Consider the following 17,465-nt stretch of genomic DNA (forward strand, 5'->3'; position numbering starts at 1 on the left):
AGCGATCGGATGCCCGTCGAGTCGGGTTAAACTAACGGAAAATAAAAGATGAGACTCTCGAATGAAAAAGAAAACATCGCTCAGCGAGGAGGATCAGACGCTGTTTCGCCAGCTGATGACCGGCACGCGTAAAATTAAGCAAGACACTATAGTTCACCGACCGCTACGTAAAAAAATCACCGAGGTCCCGGTTAAAAGGCTGTTGCAGGAACAGGCTGATGCCAGCCACTATTTTTCTGACGAATTTCAGCCGTTGCTGAACACAGACGGCCCGGTAAGATATCTACGTGCCGACGTCAGCCATTTCGAACTCAAGAAAATGCGCCGTGGCGACTACTCCCCGGAGCTGTTTCTTGATTTGCATGGACTGACCCAGCAACAGGCCAAACAGGAATTAGGCGCGCTGATCGCCGCCTGTCGTCGTGAGCATGTGTTTTGCGCCTGCGTTATGCATGGCCACGGAAAGCATATTCTTAAACAGCAAACGCCTCTCTGGCTGGCACAGCATCCGCACGTGATGGCTTTTCATCAGGCACCGAAAGAGTATGGTGGCGACGCCGCACTGCTGGTGCTGATTGAAGTGGAAGAGTGGCTGCCGCCAGAACTTCCCTGATGCAGAAAAACAGAAAGAGCCGCGTTTGCGGCTCTTTTATTTTCCGGATGGCGGTTGTGCCTTATCCGGCCTACTTATATCGCTTTCGCCATTTTGAGATTACACGGGCTCATCTGCCAGTTGAAAACCCCTTTTCCGCTTTCATCAAGCGTAACGCTGGCAATCGCTGACGTGGTAAACATCGGCGGAGTTTCGCCTGGGCAAAGCTCAGACACCAGATACCCCACTAAAGGTAAGTGAGAAATCACCAGCGCCGTGGTGATACCTTCATTGGCCAGAGCCTGTAAATAGGCGCTGACCAGACCAACATCGCCGCAGGGAGTCAGCTCCGGCAAAACATCCACGCCGCTTGGCAGGTTCATGCATTCCCCCACCACATCCAGCGTTTGTTCGGCTCGCAGGAACGGGCTCACCAGAACACGTTCGATATCCACTTTTTGACCTTTCAGCCAGTTCGCCATCAGGCGAGATTCGTCACAACCACAAGAGGTTAAAGGACGAACCGAATCACTGGCGGCATCGAGGGCCGCGTCGCCGTGACGCATGATAAAAACTTGCATATTGCACCGCTTTTGTTAACCAGAATCACCAACACCAGTTAATCACGGCCCCTATTGACCGTGGTAACGATATGGTGGCCGGCATTGTGCCTTATCCATTCACCGAATGAAACGCTGTTTTTTACCTCAACGGCGTAAGTATAGTCAATCTCTGTTTACATTTTGAGCATGAGCCATACATTCAGTGCGGATTCATCCTACCTTTGACCTCATGAATTCAGGTCAGTTTCCCTACTATTCCAGAATCTTTCACCGCGTTCCGCCATCAGCAATAACTGCTCACACGGCGTAAACCGCGAGCCATATTGTGTTGATAGCCGTTGCAGAGCCGCAACTACTTCACCCGCGCCGAGGGAATCCATATACCGGAACGGGCCGCCGAGGAATGGCGGAAAACCAATACCAAATACAGCACCGATATCGCCATCACGGGCGCTGCGGACGACCTTCTCGTCGAAACAGCGAGCTGCTTCATTGAGCATTAACATGACACACCGCTCAGCAATTTGCGTGGCGGTGAGTCGAGCCTGGCCCTGAGCGCCAATAAGCGTATAAATTGCAGGGTCGACCTGTTTTTTGCTTTTACGCCCTTTCGCCCCATAAAGATAGAAACCACGACCATTTTTTCTACCTTTGCGATCGTCATTCAAAATTGAAGCAACAACATTTGCAGGCGCGCTAAAACGTTCTCCATACGCCGCTTCAAGCACAGGTATAATTTTAGTGCCCGTATCAATTCCGACCTCATCCAAAAGTTGGATTGGCCCAACCGGAAAACCAAACTTAACCAGCGCGGCGTCAATGGCTTCAACCCGCTCGCCTTCGGTTAACAGGCGTATAGCTTCATTGATGTAAGGCGCTAAAATGCGGTTAACGTAAAATCCGGCCTTATCTCTGACGACTATCGGTGTTTTACCCTGTTTTTTCGCCAACTTGACGGTTGTGGCAATAGTTTGCTCAGAGGTCGTTGCATGCGGAATGACCTCAACCAGCGGCATTTTTTCCACCGGGCTAAAAAAGTGCAAACCAATCACTTGTTCAGGTCTGGCAGCCTTAGCCGCAATATCACTAATTGGTAAAGATGAGGTGTTGGAAGCAAAAATAGTGTGAGGTGCGCAATTTTGTTCAACTTCTGCCACCATCTGTTGTTTTAACGCCAGATCTTCGAACACGGCTTCAATAACCAGATCGCGATGCGCAAAACCGCGATAATCGGTAGATCCAGAAATTAACGCCAGCTGTTTATCGCGCTCGCTGGCTTTGATATGACGGCGACGAACTTTCGTTTCAAGCTGATCCCAACTGTACTTCAGCGCGTGGTTGATTCCCTTAGCAGTAATATCCTTGATACGTACTGGCAAGCCACCTTTACAGGCCGTCACATAGGCGATACCTCCGCCCATCAGACCGCCACCCAGAATGCCGACACTGTTTAGCGGACCGGGCTTTGCATCACTACCTGGATCCTTTTTCACGTCGGTATTGGCAAAAAAGATGTGCCGCAGCGCCTGAGACTGGGGTGTCATCGCCAATTCCCCAAATGCGCGGGCTTCTGCGTCATAACCGCTACTGCTTCCCTGGGCAAGGCCGGTTTCAATGACCTCAAGGATACGTTCCGTCGCGGGATAATTTCCCTGCGTTTTTTGCGCCGTCTTTTTACTGGCCATACGGAATAGCAGCGCTCGCCCCAGCGGCCCCGCTAATACCCGCTCACGTACGGGCAGACTCCGATGTGAGGAACTGTCTTTTTTAGCCAGTTCAACGGCAGCTTCCAGCAATATGGACTGTGGCACGACTTCATCCACCAGCCCCACTTTAAGCGCCTGTTTTGCGCGCAATTGTTTCCCTGTGAGGATCATATCCAGCGCAGTACTGACGCCAATAAGGCGTGGCAAGCGTTGCGTGCCGCCGGAGCCGGGCAACAGGCCAAGCTGGACTTCCGGCAAACCCAGTACGGTTTTAGCATCATCGGTACAAATACGGTTATGGCAGGCCAGCGCCATCTCCAGGCCACCGCCCAGACATGCGCCATGAATCGCGGCGATAACCGGGATCGGCAACGCATGGATTTCCGCCATAATCTGCTGCCCCTGGCGGGCCAGCGTTTCGGCTTCCTGCGCGCTGCGGCAGCTACCAATCATGTTGATATCTGCTCCGGCGATAAAATTATCGGGTTTCGCTGAAATGAACACCACACCGCGCAGCGCTTTGTTGTCGCGAATTTGTTTCAGGATGGCCCGAACCTGAGAAGCAAACTCCGCTTTCAGGGTATTCATTTTCTCTCCGGGCACATCAATAGTGACAACAGCAATGTTATCCAGACGCACGTTTAGCGTAAAAGCCGATGTCATTTCCATTATTCCGCCTCCAGAACCATTGCCGCCCCCAAACCACCTGCCGCACAGGCGGTGACTAAACCAAAGCCGCCGCCACGCCGGCGTAATTCATTGAGGGTTTGCGTGATCATTCGCGCACCGGTAGCAGCAAAAGGATGTCCATAGGCAATAGACCCACCCAGCACGTTAAATTTACTGTCATCAACCTCGCCAGTGGCATGTGCCCTACCCAACACTTCGCGGGCAAAACGTTCGCTGCCCAGCAACTGAAGATTCGCCAGCGTTTGTGCGGCAAAGGCTTCATGCATATCGATCAAGGTTAAATCCGTCATCGTCAGTCCAGCTCGATCCAGCGCAAGCGGTGTTGACCACGCCGGTCCCAGCAGCATGTCCTGCCAGACATCAATTGCGGTGAAAGCATAGCTGCGTAAATACCCCAGCGGCACCAGTCCCAGCTCTTTCGCACGCGACTCCGTCATCAATATCACGGCGGCTGCGCCGTCCGTCAGCGGGGTACTGTTCGCCGCAGTGACGGTGCCGTGCTTTCGGTCAAACGCCGGACGCAGTTTGGCGTAATCGGCCAGCGTAGAGTTGCCGCGAATATTGTTATCTTCGGAAAGAGGATCTTTAAACGGTGGCGCGTAGGTGGTCATCACCTCATCGGCGAGCTTTCCTTCAGCCCATGCCTGAGCGGCACGTTGGTGAGAACGATGCGCCAGGGCGTCCTGCTGCTCGCGCGTAATGCCATAGGTTTTCGCCATTTGCTCGGCCGTATCCCCCATGCGCAAGCCGGTGGAATATTCAGCGACAGCGGGGGGTACAGGCATCAGGTCACGTAAACGCAGCCGGGAAAACAGTTTCAGGCGTTGCCCTGTTGTGCGGGCTTTATTGACATCCACCAGCACGCGCGCCAGCTTTTTGCTGACGCCAATCGGCAGGACAGACGACGAGTCCGCCCCGCCGGCAATTCCGGCGCGAATTGTCCCCGCCATCAGGCTTTCCGCGACATTCGCTACTGCCTGGAAACTGGTAGCGCAGGCTCGGCTTACGCTGTAGGCATCCGTGTGCACATTCATACCGGTTCCCAGTACGATTTCACGAGCAATATTGGGGGCTTCAGGCATTTGTACCACCTGGCCAAAGACCAGTTGCTCGATCACATCAGCGGGTATTTCGCTACGCGCCAGCAGTTCACCAACAACCATTTTCCCCAAATCTACGGCGGGAATGCCATGAAATGCGGTTGCCTGACGGGCAAATGGCGTACGCAATCCGCTTACAATGGCGATGCGATCGCCCTGGCGGGTAACCAGCGGTAAAGCCTGACTCATAACACTCCCCTGTAAAAAATAAAAATAAGTGGTCTGACCTGATCACAGTCTTAACCAATTTTTTACATTTAGCCAAGCGGAGAGAAAAGAAAGTGGGAGCTAAGACACAGTGAATAATCACTGACTGTTACGAAAATACCCTTGCTACCAGGCAGCAAGGGTATAAAGAGAAGGGATTAACGCAGGCCCAACTGGAAAATCAGCGTTTCAGCTTCACAAGCAAAAACAAAGTCAATATCCAGACGCACACCATCTGATTCTTCGGTAAAGGTAGAGGTGATTTGGCAAGGCTCAGATTCCACGCCACGCGCCTTTTCAGTCAGAGCGGCCAGCGTTTCTTCTGCCTCTGCGCGATTCGCGAACACACGGCTGTATGACGCGGTGCAATCGGAGTTGTCCATGATGGTGCCAACATCCATACAGCAGCAAACCGGGGTTTCATCAGCACTGCATTTACTCATTGTAGATTTCCTCTGTATTCGCACCTGAGGTGCCAGATAAACGATAGGGATATTTTACGCTCCCCTCTTTCGCCTCTCCAGTCGTTAATTGTATGAAATGCGATAAGTGACCGAAATCACACTTAAAAATGATCTAAAACAAAAATCACCCAAACAGGTGAGTGCGCATACCCGCAATTTTGCCAGCTGGATCGCGTTTCCGAGATCAGAATTGAAAATATTTATAAACATACTTGCAACATTTCAGCTGGTCAGACCTATACTCTCGGCACTGGTCTGATTTCTATGTCGTACCTCAGACCCTACACTTCGCGCTCCTGTTACGGTATGTAACATTGTTTGTATAAAAATAAATCTATGAGGTTATGGTCATGAGCCAGAAAACCCTGTTTACAAAGTCTGCTCTCGCAGTCGCAGTGGCAATTATCTCCACACAGGCCTGGTCTGCAGGCTTTCAGTTAAACGAATTTTCTTCCTCTGGCCTTGGCCGGGCATATTCGGGTGAAGGCGCTATTGCAGATGATGCAGGTAACGCCAGTCGTAACCCGGCACTGATTATGATGTTCGATCGCCCCACTTTTTCTGCGGGCGCGGTGTATATCGATCCAGACGTTAATATTTCCGGTAAATCGCCATTCACCGGACGTAGCACCGACGCAGATAACATCGCCCCTACAGCGTGGGTTCCCAACGCTCACTTCGTGATGCCTATCAACGAGCAGTTTGGTTGGGGGGCTTCTGTCACCTCAAACTATGGTCTGGCAACCGAGTTTAATGACAGCTATATCGTCGGTGAGTACGGTGGGAAGACTGATCTTAAAACGGTCAACCTTAACCTGAGCGGTGCCTACCGTCTGAATGACAGCTGGAGCTTTGGTGTTGGTTTTAATGCCGTTTACGCCGATGCAAAAATTGAGCGTTATTCCGGTGAGCAAACCGCCGCACTGCCGAAAGTAAGCCAGAAGATCGCCAGCCTGAAGGGTGACGAATGGGGCTACGGCTGGAACGCCGGTATTTTGTACGAGCTGGATAAAAATAACCGTTACGGCTTGACCTACCGCTCTGAAGTTAAAATCGACTTCGATGGTGATTACAAAAGCGGCATTCGTTCCCAGGCCAATGCGTTACCTGGCGCAGGCACCGCGTTCCCATGGGGCACAACCAATGCCACCGTCCCGGGTTCTTTGACGCTGAACCTGCCGGAAATGTGGGAACTGTCGGGCTATAACCGCATCGCTCCGCAATGGGCTATTCACTACAGCATGGCTTATACCAGTTGGAGCCAGTTCCAGGAGCTGAAAGCAACCGGCACCAACGGCCAGACACTGTTCTATAAAGAAGAAGGCTTTAAGGATTCTTACCGCATCGCGCTGGGCACAACCTACTATATGGATAAAAGCTGGACCTTCCGTACCGGTATCGCCTATGACGACAGCCCGGTTCCTGCAAGCAAGCGTTCCATCTCCATTCCAGACCAGGACCGCCTGTGGCTGAGCGCGGGTACGACTTACGCATTCAATGATGACGCATCTATTGATGTTGGTGTTTCTTATATGCACGGTCAGAAAGTGACCGTCAAAGAAGGCCCGTATACTTTCGATTCTGAAGGTAAAGCCTGGCTGTTCGGTACCAACTTCAACTACGCATTCTGATTTTCTGCAGACATTAAAAAAGGTGAGCTTTTTTAGCTCACCTTTTTATTTGCCTCAATTCCTTACTCGGAATCAATATCTTTTAAATCATCCTGAATGGCTTTCGCGTTCGGGTTTTCTTCTGGTTTAAGTTTCCCGCCGTTCGCGATGAAGTCATGACGCTGGAAGTAGGCTTCACGTACCATGATGTAAGGGTCGGAAGACTGACGCAGCAGACCGTCGGAATCAAGCAGCTGTGCGCGGGTTTCAATCCCTTCGACTGTCCATTTACCTATCGACAACGGCCAGGTCAGCCAGGACAGTACCGGATACAGCGTATCCACCATATCGCCACCATCATCGCGCAGCGTGAAGCTACCGTAGAACGGAAGCTGCATATATGGTCCGTAACCCACGTCATAGTGGCCTAACGTACTGCCAAAGCGGTGTGGTTCAACGCGCTGTAGCTTCGGATTCGCCATACCCGCCACATCGATAAAGCCGCCCATACCCAACAAGGTGTTCAGGAAGAAACGGGTAAAATGCACCATCCCCTGATAAGGATCGCCTTGCAGGAAATAGTTGACCATGACGGCCGGCTCTTCAAGGTTGCCCGTAAAGTTGCTCAAACCATTACGCGCCGGCTGCGGGACATAATCACGCCAGGCTACTGCTACCGGTCGAACAACATAGGGATCTAGAACATTAAAGTTAAAGTTGTACATTGTGCGGTTGAACCCTTCAAATGGATCCGAACGCCCCTGCTGTTCAGTACCGGAGCTCGCACACCCCACCAAAAGTGTGGTTCCCAGCGCAAGCGCCGACAGGCGAAGCTTCATAAGTGTCTCCCTGTGTAATATGGCTATCGCTGATTGCCATCCATGACGGAACGATGACGTATCCGCCTGTTAAGATGTGAGCGATTGTAACAGCACGTCAAACGATGTCTATATACCCGGTCTTACTGATTTGATCATAGCCTGGTTATGCACACTACGCGGCGGTTCTATTTTAGCTAACCCGATAAAAACAAACGTTACCATTTTTGCTATCTCAGACTTTCTCCCGCTGATTTTCGGATAAAAACCGCTACGCTTTAGCAATACGTGCTTATGCAGGATTCGGCTATGAATGATATTGAGAAAGAAAAAATTGATCGGCACAGCGACGAAATCCAGGTCGAAAGTGATGAAAAGTTAGAAGGTAAAAAGATAGAGGTCGATGAGGACAGACTCCCCTCGCGCGCCATGGCGATTCATGAACATATCCGCCAGGATGGGGAGAAAGAGATGGAACGCGATGCGATGGCGCTGCTGTGGTCGGCCATCGCTGCCGGGCTGTCGATGGGCGCTTCGTTACTGGCAAAAGGGATTTTTCACGTGCAATTAGAAGGCGTGCCAGGTGGATTTCTACTCGAGAACCTTGGTTATACCTTCGGGTTTATCATCGTCATCATGGCCCGCCAACAGCTTTTTACCGAAAATACCGTCACTGCCGTACTACCGGTTATGCAAAACCCTACCCTCGGCAATTTTGGTCTGCTAATGCGCCTGTGGGGTGTAGTTTTACTGGGTAATATTATCGGTACCGGCATTGCGGCGTGGGCCTTTGAATATATGCCGATTTTTGATGAAGAGACCCGCGACGCCTTTGTCAAAATCGGTATGGACGTGATGAAAAACAGCCCAACAGAGATGTTTTCTAACGCGATTATTTCTGGCTGGCTGATTGCTACAATGGTCTGGATGTTCCCTGCGGCCGGTGCGGCGAAGATTGTGGTCATTATTCTGATGACCTGGTTGATTGCGCTGGGCGATACCACACATATCGTCGTCGGCTCGGTGGAAATTCTCTATCTGGTCTTTAATGGTACGCTGCACTGGAGTGATTTCTTCTGGCCCTTTGCGTTACCGACACTCGCCGGAAATATCTGCGGCGGTACGTTTATCTTTGCGCTGATGAGCCACGCGCAGATCCGCAATGATATGAGCAACAAACGCAAGGAAGAAGCCAGGCAGCAAGCAAAACGCGAAGAATCGAAACAGAAAAACCAGAAAAAACAGGCTTGAATGGTGACTGTTTGAGCAGTCAGGCGGCTTGAGACTTACCGTTGAGGGTAAAAAACGCTATACTCGTGCCGCTTCGTCCCCTTAGTTAAATGGATATAACGAGCCCCTCCTAAGGGCTAGTTGCAGGTTCGATTCCTGCAGGGGACATTCCGAACGCTTACATCCCCTGCTAAATAACCCTACGAACCCCGTACCACGCAAGGCTTAGAGCCGAAATCAGTATCCAACCATTTCCAGCCGATAGCTTTCGCAGCCACGAACAAAAGTATCTCTTTTCGTTACTCTCACACAGTCAGAACGTCGGGAGAGATATCTATGGCCTTAACTAATATTCAGATTAAAAATGCAGCTCCCGACGAGACGGACTACACCCTTTCAGATGGGTCAGGATTATTCATTATCATAAAACCTCAAGGTTCCAGGCTCTGACGCTTTCGTTACCGACAGGATCAACTGTTCTTTTTTGCTGACGATATAGCTCGGTAACTCCCCATGAAAACTGCTGGTAAGCAGTTCATAAAGAGAAGGTGAATTTCTGCGCGTGTAGACTTCGTTTTTCTGTTATGGATATGATAAATTCATTTCATCCCATCAGCCGCAGAAGTAATGTGCACCTCCTGTTCAAGACTTGCGATTAAAGAGGCCCATATTGCTGTAATATATTCATTTAGCATCGCATCATTTAATGGCTCTTCCGCACACTGGTTCTGAGCACAGAGATTCTCAATATAAAAGTCCAGTGAACGATAAAAATCTCCGACATTATATTCCAACGCAAATGCCAGCAGGTAACAGGCGCTAATCATTGCATATTGAGCAAATGTTCCTTCTTTAGCAGGGAAAGTGTCCGTATCAGGAACTCTCCTTATACAGGCATCCCGTAAATGGCATAAGGATGAAGCAGGCAATCCTGAAGCCGAAGTTAATTTCAACGCATTAATCATATTTTCATAAAACGGGAGAAGCTTCTCATTATAAATACCATCAAAGTGCGCGACACAACTACTTAGATCACGCAAAACTAAAACACCCAGCATTAACTTTCGGTGAAAATCGAGTTTCTCGATATCTTCAGCATACTTACCAAAATAGTGATTGCTATACATTTAAACTTCCTGACTATGTGATGATTCGTTAAGAGTAAGTTACCGTGTCGGCTTACAATAATAGCACTGAGAGACATAGCCTCTTTCTATTCTGGTAACGGGCGCCCTGTCGCGCTCCATGCACTGATAAAATCGTTAATATTAAAATCGATTTCTTCCTCTTCCAGCACATCCAGTATGTCATGGTAAGAATGTTGACTCATACCGGGTTCCTGAAGCCAGCGAAGTAATCCTTGCTGATTAAGGCCCTCCGATGCTACGCGAATTTCACTTCGCAATGAAGACTGCATGTGCGCACGCGTGGTGTGACTGAGCCCCTGCCGCAAAGCTGCTCGTTTACCTGAGGTCGCAGGCATGGCGTAGTCAGTATTCTTTTGTTTAGACTCTTTTATCCACTGACTTATCTTGGTTTTTGAAGTTTTGAGTTTGTTTGCAATTTCATTCTGGCTAATCCCCTCCAGGGACATTGCTAATGCCTTAGCTTTCCTTGGATCACCTGCTTTACGTTTTTTCTGTTTCTCCACCCAGATTTTATGTTCTGGCCATGAAACCATAGTGCTTTTATTAACTCCGGTCTGCCTCCCAATATCGGTGAGAGATAAATCACCTTCGACTAAAAGGCGTCTTGCTTTGGCTACATTATTTGCTTTTATCGAAGATTCTGCCTTCAGGGTTTTAGCGAACTGGCGTTCTTCCTCGGTATAAGACTTTCCGGTACGTTGGCCTTTGCTAAGTTTATGTGAAAAAGGCCGACTGGTGGTGACATGATGCTTCAGCATCTTATGCTCGCATTCAAGACAAACATCCCGGGAGGGTTCAATATGTTTTATTTTGCTGACCTTATTAACCAAAACGGCCTCGGCATGCCCGGCATCTTCCACAACAGTGATACGATGGCTACGTGCCCAGATTTTTAATTTCTGACAAACAGGATAGCTACTTGATGAAAGGTAATATTGATTGTTGTTATCCACCCCAATTGCTGTTGTTGTGCAGTCCCGAACAAAGGGATCCAATTCATCAATAGCTGAACTCAATAAGGCTTTCATTTTTATCTGAACAGATTGAACAGCATTACACTCCTTGCCGACTACCTGTTTTATTGTCGCAATTTGCTTCATCAGTACATTTTCTCTTTCAGAGACTGAGGCAGCAACATCATTTGTTTTTAAATTCTTAAGATCATGCTTCCAGTTATGCAATGTTCTTTCGGCAACCTGAGTCTCTTTTGCAATGGCTCTCACTGACCGCTTTTCAAGCAAGAGTTTCTTCGCTTTTTCTTTATCCTGTATCCTGGTTTCTTTTTGTTTCTCAGGCCTCCGGGCGCGATATTCGTCCATACGCCGCAAAGTGCCCGTTGGAATACCGGTTTTCCTTGATATCACGACAAGATCTTTATGGGTAACGATATCTTTATTACACATAAGTTGAGCGGCTTGTTGTCTCCCCTGGGTTTTCTCTGCTTTGGCCTGATTTTGTTCTTCTATAATTTTTCGGTAGATGGGCCATTTAGCGATACGGGAGCGAGGAATCCCGGTTTTCTGCTCAATAAGTCGGGCAGCTACCTTTAGTTTCACCAGACGTTCAGCCCACTGAGTATCGGTTTCTTCTGGTTTGCGTAATAACATGTCGCTGCTGATTTTTTCGTCCGATACTGCTGCTGGCAACGCTACTGGATGTTGCTCCAGAGTCGCGCTGCCAGCCGCCATCGTTTTTTTTACCTTACGCTGATAGGTTGCAGTCGTACCGTATTCAACCTTTCCAGCATCAAGCCGCAGGTAGCTGCCGCCGCCAATTAATGTAATTCGCTTCTTCCCGGTAATCGAAATATCACTTGCCGAACCCAGAGTCAGCTTCTTCTCTGCAAACAAGCTCATGCTGGCATTTTGCGCCTGTACTTCTACTGGCCCCTCGCCGGATTTCAGGCTCAGTTGTCCGCTCCGGGTAAACACCCCCAGCTTATCCCCGGCAAGCGCTGTCATATTGCCCATCGCTCCGACACTGATATCACCTCCTGCGTTGACAGCAACATTCTTCGCGGCTGTCATTTGCAGATGCTCCCCGCTGGTCAGGGCCACTCCTTCAGGCGCCGAGAAAAGCACGGCTTCATTGAGCGGTTTCAGTCGTTGCTCAAACATCTGTATCTGGTTGTCGATATCCGCCTTCAGGGACTGCGCCTGCTCTGCCGCCATTCCCAGCTGTTGCAGATGCTGATTAAGCAGACCGATTTCCTTCAGCGCGGCGTCCCTGTCCAGCGCGTCACCCTGCGCCTTTGCCTGTGCATCCGCACTGACAAACAGCCCCTTCCCGGCGCGTATGGTTCCCCACTCATCGGTACGCAGCTCAGCTCCTGTGCCGCGAAGTTGCCGCTGGCTGTCCACCAGGTGCCCGCTGTTGAGCTGCGTCCTGCCATACTCCGTGGCGAGCTTGATGTGCTCCTCACCGCGCTTGTCTTCCATGCGTAATTTTGAGTTGGCCGGTGTCCGGAGGATGTTCCGGGTGTGATTGTCCCGGTTCACGAGGTCGGGATGTTCGGAGTCGTGCAGCGCATATGCTATGTACGGCAGGTCAATATCACCGTTGCTGTACGCTATCGCCACTTCTGTCCCGTCAGTGAGCGGCGTATGCCAGCCCAGCGTTTCACCGGCAGTCGGCTTCGCCATTCGCAGCCACAAATAGCCGTAACCTGGCTCCGTATTTTCACGGTCGAAGTCCAGCTTCACCCGATAGCGCCCCTGATCATCCATATGGGCGTAAATGTCATTTTTTTCCCGGCTTTCAATCCGGGCCGGAAGCGTGCCGTGAATTTCCGGACGCGGGATTTCCGCCGGACGGAAACAGTAACGCTCAGTGTAAGGCATTCCCCAGACAGACACGTGCAGACGGGAATCACGAGCCCCCTCGAAGGTCACCAGGGTGAGGATCATGCCTTCTTTCAGGTCGGCTATCACATTCCCCTGCGGCTCGAGTACCTGCCCGGGGGTGAGTTGGGCAGCGTTGCTGTACAGGTGGATGCGGGCTGATTTGTTGAGCTCCCGCTCGTGGTGGATGCGGGCATAAAAGGCGCCGGATTCGGTCTCCGGCTCCGGGCTGGTGTCATCACCCGCGTCACGGTAAGGCGCTGCGTAGCGGTAATGTTCCCCGGTGGTGACAGCATCACTGCGCACGCTGACCGCCGCATCCATCGGCGTGGAAGCCTTGCTGTAGTTGTAGTCACGTGTCTTGACCTTACCGGTGACCACTTTATGCGTAGTACGAAAATCCCATACCGACTCTTCGGCGCTGTCATTCAAACCGGACGGTTCGCTATACGGCAGGCGCACACCAAACCGGTAGCCAAGCTGGCTGTCAGCAAAAACGTACGTATCCAATGCACGGGCGTTATCCATCTCCGTGCGCCAGTATATCCCTACCTCAGAAAGAATACGCTGGATGAACTGCAAATCGCTTTCCCGCCATTGAGTTATCAGACGCCTATCCGGGTAGCCTCGTTCCAGCTGAAACTCGAAATCGGCCCCTTCCAGCCCATGTTCGCGAAGCACCTGTTCTACCACCTCCGGTACCGACTGGAACCGAAACAGGCGACACTGCCGGGTTTCCGACAGCAACGCCAGGCGGGAACTGAGTGTGAGACTGTAGTGAGACTGGTCTTCTGAGGTGGAGAGCCATTCCAGGTGGGTCACTATTCCATGGACATTTTTACCGCCACGCATCAGCAACGTCGCATATTTCATCAGTACCTGTTCCGGGGGAATGTTCTCCTGCGGTGTGGTGAATGCAATCTCCCACGAAAACGGCTCGCTCAGAGCTTCCCTGCCGCGAAAACGCAGAACATCCGGCTTTACCGGGCTGTCATTGATCATCAGGATATAGCGGTTTTGTCCGTCAAATAGCGCTGGCCAGTTATCCATCACGTCACTCCTTTACCGGCACGAGGCTGAGCCAGCCATCACCCAGTTCAATCGTACGGGGTGTGTCCGGGTCGAGCTCGTCACAGGTCAGCACCAGGCGCCAGCGGTTCTCCTTCTGATCCGGTCGATTAAACAGCCCTACCACCGCCACGAAGTGAGCGTCTTCATCCATAGGCATATTGATCGTCACGCTGCCTTTGGGCATTACCAGCAGCTCTTTCGCCGCCAGCACATCCTCTTTAAGTACCGTATCGGCCTGGCGCAGCAACGTCTGGTAATCGGCGGCTTCAACCGCTTTACGATCCCTGAGTTGATAGACTCGCACCATTGTCGCCAGCGGCGTCTGTGCGCCATCGGCGTTTACGGCCGTGCGCGGAGTAAAATCCAGATGCAGCGTTTTAATTTTCTTGTAGAAGATGGAATTCGTGATGCTGACCGTACCGTCCGTGACGGTCTGCGTCAGACCGCAGCCAGCGAGCAGGCTACAGGCAATAAGTGTCAGCGCCCGCCAGCGGGTTACTGTTGTCATTCAAAAGTTCCTTTTGTGAGAGAGGGAGTACGTAATTATTCGAAGCGGTAATGTCCGTCTTCAGCGGGCGGGAGCGCAGAACATTGCAACCCTTCATAGCAGCCCAGACTGACGGTGAGACTCTCCCGGCTATTGCTGAATTTGCCTGCTTTCAGGCCCAGCAAACCGGTACGGCCCAACTGGATACGCCTGCCTTTGCCAAGTCGCGGCTCAGGCAACAACCGCACGGGTACGGTGAGGCTCAGTCGGGCGTCGCTACGGTAGCCGAGATAGACACGCAGCAGGACCAGCAAATCGGTATGGAGGACACCTCCGGGTAACCAACCTTCCGCCTCATCCGGGTCCGCTGTCTCCAGCGTCACCAGCACACGACTACATGATTCCTTTGCCGTTTTACCCAGCGTGGCCCGCTGCGAAAGACGGACGCAGTTTTCGGTGCCCAGCCCACTGCGATTTTCGATATGGACCTTAACCGGATCGGGTTCGGTGATGAATGCCCGGGTATTCGGTGCCAGCAGGCTTACCAGGGCCCGGATACCTTCGGCATTGCGTGTGGGCAAACGCATGGTGCCCAGAAGGGCCAGGAAACGGGAAACCGGTGTCGCCACCTGTTCCGCCGTGCCTGGTATACCGAGTCCCACCAGCCCCAGCAGACACTGTGATGTGGCATCGCGGCCACCCGCCTCGAACGTCGCCGGATACGCGTATTTTCGCCAAATCCGGTAATACTGCGTGGTGATGCGGTGGCTGAAAATATCCAGAAATGAGGTGACCGCCTCGTGTCCTTCGCGGCGCTGCGCAATATCATCCAGCCAGGACGTCGGCAGAGGGGAGTCCACCCCATACATCCCGAGAAATGTCGTGCGGACCGTTGGGGGTAATGTCGGATGGTCTTCGTCGGTCTCCACCGCTTTGAGGGTACTGACCGGGAAACCCATACCAGGCCAGGGTCTGAATCGTACCGGATCATCGCCCGGATGGCTGGTGGCGCCCAGTTTTGGCGCGTCCGGATTTTCCTGTTCCAGCAACTGGCAGAAACGATAGAAATTGGCCCGCCAGATGTCTTTGTTAAGGGCCAGCGTCAGCCCGGTACGTGCTGGCTGTGATTCTCGTGCCATCTCAGTCGTTTCCCTGTCGGCTGCAGTACCAGCGTGAGCTGGTTAAAAAGGTGAATATCGGCATAGAGCGCGAAGAACCGGTGCAGCATCTCGCCGAAGAGATTTACATCGCCCTCGCCTGCAAAATTATCCATGTTCAGCGTGACCTCTATGTCCACGCCCCGAAGCATAAAGCCCTTCTCAAAACGGCGGATCAGGGTGTGCTTCACGGCAACAATTGCTTCAAGCCGACGTCGGTTCATTTCATCGTCGGTCCAGTCATAGAGCGCCAGCGTGCCCCGCAGAACCTCCGGATTGTCCATCATGCTGAGGAAGTTTGAACCAAGGTGGCTCATCACCCGCCAGTGAAAACGGTCGTTTGCCGGGGGATATAGCGGCATCGTCGGTGCTGTGACGTTCAGTACCCTGACGGGCACTTTGCCGGTTTTGACCACTCTGTCCAGGAGCGTACTTTCCAGCGCTTTGCGCGGAAGCTGGCCGTTGGTGCCAGTTATTCGCATCGAGAGGGATTCTGGTTTTTCGGACAGTTGCTCCAGCTCGAATGAACGTCCCCCGAGAATTAGCCAGGTGTCATACAGGCCAGAGGGGCCGCGTTTCACGCGGGTGTGGTAATAACGTTCAGGGGCATCGTGGCGCATCATACCGCCCCGGTGCCGGAAACTGGTGAACGGTACATAGGGGTGTTTACCATTCTTCACCGCACCGTGGATGTTATCGACGCTGTAAATCTCGGTGTGACCATCCTGAAGACGCAGCGGCCTGAGCAGGTATTCGTTATCCAGCGGATCAAGTGTCAGCGGATCGGCTTCGAGGGTAAAAAGATTGATGACCGGGGCACAGTGCAGCCGGAAGTTTTCTGTCTCAAAAGGCAGATCGGATGACCAGGCTTCACTGAGCACAATGTCGATTTCAAACCAGGTGCTGGCCGCAGTGAGCCCGATGGCGTCGAGGCCGCGCAGCTCAACGAACATAAACTTTGGACGGAAGCTGAAATATTCAAGCAGCAGTTGGTAACCACTGAAGGCAGTATCGGCTTTCTTCCACAGGCCATCATTGTCATCAAAACCCATGGGTTTGCACCAGCCATCAAACTGATAACGTTCAGTATGCATCCCGGCATGACGGGCATACATTGCATGTACACGCCGGGTCATTGCCAGATGCAGCGCAGAGCTAACCGGACTCTCTGCGTTAAGAAAAATGGCGACTTTGTCTACCCCGGCTTTACTCCAGTCCACTTTTTCAGGGCATTCGAAGCGCAGACGGATAGCAGAGCGGCCATCGGTTTCAGTATGGAGGCGAGCATCTGCAAGGTGCAGTGGTTGTAGCGGCACATCGCGGGTCGTCCGGTACTGACAGGCGGTTCTATGCGGCCCGACAGGACGTGACAAAACGGAGAAGCCTTCCGCCAGCATTTCAACCTGACGCAGACTACGCCAGTCAGGAGAGAACTCGACGATGGCCAGCGACGGGATAGTCCGCATATAATGCGGCCACAGCAGACTTACCAGCCCTTCGGTCATTTCCGGCAGATCATCATCCAGCTTTTCACGCAGACGGCCTATCAGGAAGGCAAAGCCTTCAAACAGACGTTCCACATAGGGATCGCGGGCGCCGGGTTTATCCAGATTAAGCATTGCTGCCCGATCCGGATGGGCTCGGGCAAACTCTTTACCCGCCTCACGCAGGTAACGCATCTCTGCTTCGTAATAGCGCAGGGTCAAATCATCCATGCACGGCATTCCTGAAAATTTTTAAATAGAAAATTAGCCACAGAGCACCATGGCACGGGTCGGGCGG

At 51.8% G+C, this 17,465-nt stretch carries 12 protein-coding genes, 1 tRNA gene and 1 pseudogene; 4 read left to right on the plus strand and 10 right to left on the minus strand.

Going from position 1 to position 17,465, the window contains the following annotated elements; translation table 11 throughout:
* Window positions 1-61 precede the first annotated feature (61 nt).
* Entirely contained in the window at window positions 62-613 is a 552-nt protein-coding gene (gene smrB, locus FOB24_RS17760; protein WP_006683613.1) for an endonuclease SmrB, read from the plus strand.
* 74 nt (window positions 614-687) lie between these two features.
* Here the strand turns inward: smrB and sixA are convergent, their stop codons facing one another.
* From sixA to FOB24_RS17780, 4 genes are all read right to left on the minus strand, one after another.
* Window positions 688-1,173 (minus strand): phosphohistidine phosphatase SixA, encoded by a 486-nt coding sequence (gene sixA, locus FOB24_RS17765; protein ID WP_038642383.1) that lies wholly within the window; start codon window positions 1,171-1,173, stop codon window positions 688-690.
* 209 nt (window positions 1,174-1,382) lie between these two features.
* Window positions 1,383-3,530 carry a fatty acid oxidation complex subunit alpha FadJ gene (gene fadJ / locus FOB24_RS17770; protein WP_150345252.1) on the minus strand — a complete coding sequence of 716 codons (2,148 nt, stop codon included), beginning with the start codon at window positions 3,528-3,530 and terminating at the stop codon, window positions 1,383-1,385.
* Window positions 3,530-4,840 (minus strand): acetyl-CoA C-acyltransferase FadI, encoded by a 1,311-nt coding sequence (gene fadI, locus FOB24_RS17775; protein ID WP_085047799.1) that lies wholly within the window; start codon window positions 4,838-4,840, stop codon window positions 3,530-3,532. Before fadI ends, fadJ begins: the two co-directional genes overlap by 1 nt.
* Before the next feature lie 176 nt (window positions 4,841-5,016).
* A complete protein-coding gene (locus FOB24_RS17780) occupies window positions 5,017-5,301 on the minus strand; it encodes a YfcZ/YiiS family protein (protein ID WP_038642389.1) in 285 nt (94 codons plus the stop codon).
* Window positions 5,302-5,672: 371 nt separating this feature from the next.
* Between FOB24_RS17780 and fadL the strand changes: the two genes are divergently transcribed.
* Window positions 5,673-6,953 (plus strand): long-chain fatty acid transporter FadL, encoded by a 1,281-nt coding sequence (gene fadL / locus FOB24_RS17785; RefSeq protein ID WP_038642391.1) that lies wholly within the window; start codon window positions 5,673-5,675, stop codon window positions 6,951-6,953.
* A gap of 62 nt (window positions 6,954-7,015) precedes the next feature.
* Here fadL and mlaA read toward each other — a convergent pair whose 3' ends face one another.
* Window positions 7,016-7,771: a phospholipid-binding lipoprotein MlaA gene (gene mlaA / locus FOB24_RS17790; protein WP_038642393.1), complete on the minus strand. Its 756-nt coding sequence runs from the start codon at window positions 7,769-7,771 to the stop codon at window positions 7,016-7,018.
* A 297-nt stretch (window positions 7,772-8,068) separates the two neighbouring features.
* On the opposite strand from mlaA, the gene FOB24_RS17795 reads away from it, so the two are divergent.
* Both FOB24_RS17795 and FOB24_RS17800 read left to right on the plus strand, forming a co-directional pair.
* Window positions 8,069-9,001: a formate/nitrite transporter family protein gene (locus FOB24_RS17795; protein ID WP_137350965.1), complete on the plus strand. Its 933-nt coding sequence runs from the start codon at window positions 8,069-8,071 to the stop codon at window positions 8,999-9,001.
* 75 nt (window positions 9,002-9,076) lie between these two features.
* Window positions 9,077-9,148: transfer RNA gene (locus FOB24_RS17800), tRNA-Arg, on the plus strand.
* A 431-nt stretch (window positions 9,149-9,579) separates the two neighbouring features.
* Here the strand turns inward: FOB24_RS17800 and FOB24_RS17810 are convergent.
* The 5 genes and pseudogenes from FOB24_RS17810 to tssF form a co-directional block, all read right to left on the minus strand.
* Window positions 9,580-10,107: a hypothetical protein gene (locus FOB24_RS17810; protein ID WP_150345253.1), complete on the minus strand. Its 528-nt coding sequence runs from the start codon at window positions 10,105-10,107 to the stop codon at window positions 9,580-9,582.
* 1,691 nt (window positions 10,108-11,798) lie between these two features.
* Window positions 11,799-14,018: pseudogene (locus FOB24_RS17815) on the minus strand (type VI secretion system Vgr family protein); the annotation flags it as partial.
* Window positions 14,019-14,022: 4 nt separating this feature from the next.
* Entirely contained in the window at window positions 14,023-14,547 is a 525-nt protein-coding gene (tssJ, locus tag FOB24_RS17820) for a type VI secretion system lipoprotein TssJ (protein WP_085047796.1), read from the minus strand.
* 35 nt (window positions 14,548-14,582) lie between these two features.
* Window positions 14,583-15,665, minus strand: coding sequence for a type VI secretion system baseplate subunit TssG (gene tssG / locus FOB24_RS17825; RefSeq protein WP_150345254.1), 1,083 nt, complete (start codon window positions 15,663-15,665; stop codon window positions 14,583-14,585).
* Window positions 15,629-17,398 (minus strand): type VI secretion system baseplate subunit TssF, encoded by a 1,770-nt coding sequence (tssF, locus tag FOB24_RS17830; protein WP_150345255.1) that lies wholly within the window; start codon window positions 17,396-17,398, stop codon window positions 15,629-15,631. Before tssF ends, tssG begins: the two co-directional genes overlap by 37 nt.
* Between the last annotated feature and the right edge of the window lie 67 nt (window positions 17,399-17,465).

This window comes from Citrobacter werkmanii (assembly GCF_008693645.1).
Lineage (GTDB): Bacteria > Pseudomonadota > Gammaproteobacteria > Enterobacterales > Enterobacteriaceae > Citrobacter > Citrobacter werkmanii.